Source organism: Bradyrhizobium sp. (assembly GCF_035309285.1).
GTDB lineage: Bacteria > Pseudomonadota > Alphaproteobacteria > Rhizobiales > Xanthobacteraceae > Bradyrhizobium.
On the sequence record NZ_DATGFH010000009.1, the window covers coordinates 1 to 3,747 of the forward strand.

A 3,747-nucleotide genomic window follows, 5' to 3' on the forward strand; every position below is an offset into this window, starting at 1 on the left:
ACCGGCCTTCTTCGACCTCATTGGGTCTGCCGCGGCCGTGATCTTCTCGCTGCCGAAAGACGATACCGCGAAGGGCACCTCGCGCTGCCTGAAGCGCATGGGCATCCTGCGCGGCAACAACATCACCATGCGCTATAAAAGACTCGACATGCAGTGCACGCGCACCAGGAAGGATGCGTCGATCGTGGTCCGGCGCGGGCTCGATCAATAGAAGAAGCGATCGCCGCAGGCCGCGGCGTGAGTTCCGTGTTCACCATGGGCGGGGCGCCCACACAAATCGCTCGCATTTTAGCGATTGATTTCACCGGCCTTTGACAGAAGCCGGTCACGGTCGGCACAGCAGAGGATCCGACCCATGGACGTTTCCAGCGTTTCAGCCACCGCCCCGACGACGCAGGTCTCTTCGGGCGATTCCAAGCCACAGACAGCGGCGAGCAGCAACGGCGACAACAGCACCTATCAGCCGCCGCCAAAACCGCCACTGCCGCCCGGACAGGGCACGCGGGTCGATCAGCTCGCCTAGCGCATGATCCGGAAAAGTGTGCAGCGGTTTTCCGAAAAGATCATGCGCCAATAAAAGTTTCTACGCCGCCGAGACTCCGCGGGGCGCGTCCGCGGTCACGCGCGTGATTGCATCCATCACCTTGACCCAGCCCGGGCCCATCACGTCATAGGCGAAGCGGTTGCCCGGGAAGACAAAGCCGTCATGCACCATCTTCAGATGTGTGCCGCCGTCGACCCCGGTCAGCGTCCAGGTCAGCTCGGAGATCAGGCGCGATCCATAATCCGGATTGGAGTCCGAGCCGCCTTTCCAGGAATAGCGCAGGCAGACCGGCGGATCGCATTGCAAGACCTCGCAATGCACGATGCCATCCCAGTCGCCCAAAGGCTTGGTCCTGAAGGTGAAGCGATAGCCGACCACCGGCTCGAAATCGTTCGGCATCAGCCATTTCGCGATCAAGTCGCTGCGTGTGAGCGTGCGCCAGATCTTTTCCGGCGGATAGGGCAGCACCTTCTCGACAACGATCGCATGTTTCTCACTCATCACTCGTCTTCCTCCAGCAATTTTTCCAGATTTTCGAAGCGCTCGCGCCAGAACGCCTCGTAGTAGCTGAGCCAGTCGATCAGCGGCGCAAGCCCCTTCGGCGCCGCGCGGTAATAGATGTGCCGTCCGTCGCGGCGCTCCGCGACGAGACCGGCCTCGCGCAGCGCGCGCAGATGCTGCGACACTGCCGGCTGCGACACTTTCAGCCCCTTCACCAGCGCGGTGGCCGCGACCTCGGGATGATCAGCGATGCGCTCGAACACCACCCGCCGCGTGGGATCAGCCAGCGTCTTCATCACGACAGTCAGTTGTGCAGCAGAGGTCATGGCAATATATAAGCAAATACTTATGCATCTGTCAACAAACCCCTGCGCGAAACCGCGCCGCAAACTTGCCGGAAAATGCCGCGAGCTTGATACGCTGCGCGGCGAAGGAGAGCAGACCTATGCCCGACGAAAGGAACTTTACCGGCGGCTGCCATTGCGGCCTGGTGCGGTTCGAGTGCACCACGGATCTAGCGATGGTGACCGCATGCAACTGCGCGATCTGCACCAAGAAAGGGCTGCACTTCACCTTTCTCTCGCCGAAGAGCTTTCAGCTCCGCGCCGGCGAGGAGAACCTGAAGGAATATCTTTTCAACAAGCACGCCATCCGCCATCAGCTCTGCAAGGATTGCGGCGTCGACGTGTTCGCGCGCGGCCAGAAGACCGACGGGACCGCGGTGGTGGCGGTGAATGTGAGCTGTATCGACGGCATCGAGCTGGCCAAGCTGGCGATGACGCCGATCGACGGGAGAAACCGATAACGTTGTCGCGAGTCGACCTCTCCCATCGGGAGAGGTCGGATTGCATCGCTAGATGCAATCCGGGTGAGGGGTTACACTCTCTCGTGGGTCAGCGCCCCTCACCCGAATTGCTTCGCAATTCGACCTCTCCCCGCTGGGGAGAGGTAAGGCAAGCGGCGGCGATCGAGCCAACTACAAATCCAGCTCCTTGTAGCGGCGGAAGATGCCGTCCTCGTTGAAAGGAATCCGGCGCTCGCTTTCGAGATAGGCCCTGATCTTCGGCCGCGCGGCGACGCGATCGCGCAGGGCCAGGAGCAGGGGGATTTTCTTCTCGAACGCATTCATGCGCTTCGGGAACGCATAGCGCAGGCCCTCCACGATCTGGAACAGCGAGAGGTCGACATAGGTGATGCGCCGCCCGGTGACATAGAAGCCGCCATTGCCCTTCACCAGGTCCTCGAAATAGCCGAGATATTTCGGCACGCGTTCGTTCCAGAATTCATCGGTGCGCTTCTTCGCCGGCGCCTTCTGATCCTCGTAGTAGAGCGAGGGCCCGAGTGGATGATGGGTGTCGTGAATCTCCAGCACGAGATCGGTGATGGTGAGCTGGAGCTGGTGCACCCATAGCCTGCTCGCTTCGGTCTTCGGCGCAAGGCCATGACGCGCGCCGAGGTAGTGCAGGATATTCGCGGTCTGACCGACCACGAGCTTGCCCGCTTTCAGGAACGGCGGCGCAAACGGCGGCGTCGCGCCCTCTCCCATCATGCGCATCATCGCGCTCGTGCCGCCACTGCCGCGCGCCACGTCGACGTAGGCGGCGCCCGCATCTTCCAGCGCAAGCCGGACATATTCGCCGCGGCCCTGAATATAGGGCCAGTAATACAATTCATATTTCATCTGACGATCCCGGTCCTTTCACGGCCTCAACGGCCCACGTCCGACAACGAACCGAGAAAACAATCGTTCTTCGGCCTTGTCGAGCCCGGACCATGCCAAGGGGGTGCTAGTCGCAGCGGCGTCAATTCACCGCGAAGCAGTACAACAGCCCATCGCCGCCGGTGCTCTTCAGATCGTTCTGCGAGCAACCGCCATCCGGCCCGCGCGAGGGATGCGACGAATTCCACGATCTTGATACATCGTCGTCGCGCAGGCCCTTGCGGTCGGAATGACCGACCATCGCCGCCCCTTGCGTGCTGCTCGTCCAGTTCTTGCAGGTGCGATCCTGATCGGGTCCGAAGGCGGTGCCGTCCGGCTGCGAGCCTGTCAACACATCATGCCGGTTCGGCTTGTCGCCGATGCCGTTGTTGACTTCACCTTTTTCGGTAAGCGCGGTCTCCTTGGTCAGATTATTGCCCGCGCTGTGAAGGTCGGCGACGTCCTTTGCGATCATCGCACCTTTGACGTTTTGCCACGGCCCCTTGCCGATGCGGTCGCGCGCATTCACGGCGGGCTTGCCGTCGGCGGCCTGGGTCGAGAGATAGGCGTGCCAGATCTTGGGCGCGCCGAAGCCGGCCGCCTGTGCCAGCGTCTGGCAGTGATTGTCCGCGCCGGCGACACCGCCGAGATTGCCGCCATTGCCGATGCCGTGGCTGGTCAGGAAGAAGGTGGTGTTGGCGGATTGCGCCGAAGCAGGCGCAGCCATCAGAAGTCCGCAGGCAAATGCAACACAGGCTGAGACGGTCTTCACGGGAAAGCTCATCTGTTCCTCCACTGGACGATTGCCGTTTCCGATTTGGGCGCAGGCACAGCGTTCAACACACGGCACCTACGCTTATTCCGGCATGGACCGGCGCACACGAAAAAGGCGCCGCGGAACTGCGACGCCTTTGTTCCTTAGCCGATCCAGAGGTCAATTGGTCTGCTGGATCGCCGAGAGCATCCAGTCGCCGCCGCGCGGCCTCACGAAGGTCCAGACCTC

6 protein-coding genes and 1 pseudogene are annotated in these 3,747 nt (G+C 61.8%); 3 read left to right on the top strand and 4 right to left on the bottom strand.

Annotation, left to right across the window (positions count from 1 at the left end; genetic code table 11):
- Together VKR55_RS04060 and VKR55_RS04065 are read left to right on the top strand one after the other, a co-directional pair.
- Positions 1–211, top strand: a pseudogene (locus tag VKR55_RS04060) (hypothetical protein); the annotation flags it as partial.
- A 144-nt stretch (positions 212–355) separates the two neighbouring features.
- Entirely contained in the window at positions 356–523 is a 168-nt protein-coding gene (locus VKR55_RS04065; protein ID WP_324399944.1) for a hypothetical protein, read from the top strand.
- Positions 524–583: 60 nt separating this feature from the next.
- Here VKR55_RS04065 and VKR55_RS04070 read toward each other — a convergent pair whose 3' ends face one another.
- Positions 584–1,045 (bottom strand): SRPBCC family protein, encoded by a 462-nt coding sequence (locus VKR55_RS04070; protein WP_324399947.1) that lies wholly within the window; start codon positions 1,043–1,045, stop codon positions 584–586.
- Positions 1,045–1,371, bottom strand: a complete 327-nt coding sequence (locus VKR55_RS04075; protein WP_324399949.1) for an ArsR/SmtB family transcription factor — start codon at positions 1,369–1,371, stop codon at positions 1,045–1,047. The genes VKR55_RS04070 and VKR55_RS04075 overlap by 1 nt, the downstream gene beginning before the upstream one ends.
- A gap of 119 nt (positions 1,372–1,490) precedes the next feature.
- Here VKR55_RS04075 and VKR55_RS04080 point away from each other — a divergent pair, with 119 nt between their 5' ends.
- On the top strand, positions 1,491–1,850 hold the full coding sequence (locus tag VKR55_RS04080) for a GFA family protein (protein ID WP_324399951.1): 360 nt from the start codon (positions 1,491–1,493) through the stop codon (positions 1,848–1,850).
- 171 nt (positions 1,851–2,021) lie between these two features.
- Here the strand turns inward: VKR55_RS04080 and VKR55_RS04085 are convergent, their stop codons facing one another.
- Together VKR55_RS04085 and VKR55_RS04090 are read right to left on the bottom strand one after the other, a co-directional pair.
- Complete coding sequence (locus VKR55_RS04085; protein WP_324399953.1) at positions 2,022–2,726, bottom strand: glutathione S-transferase; 705 nt, start codon at positions 2,724–2,726, stop codon at positions 2,022–2,024.
- Positions 2,727–2,847: 121 nt separating this feature from the next.
- The gene (locus tag VKR55_RS04090) at positions 2,848–3,528 is read right to left on the bottom strand and encodes a lectin (RefSeq protein WP_324399955.1); all 681 of its coding nucleotides are present in this window, start codon (positions 3,526–3,528) and stop codon (positions 2,848–2,850) included.
- Positions 3,529–3,747: the final 219 nt, after the last annotated feature.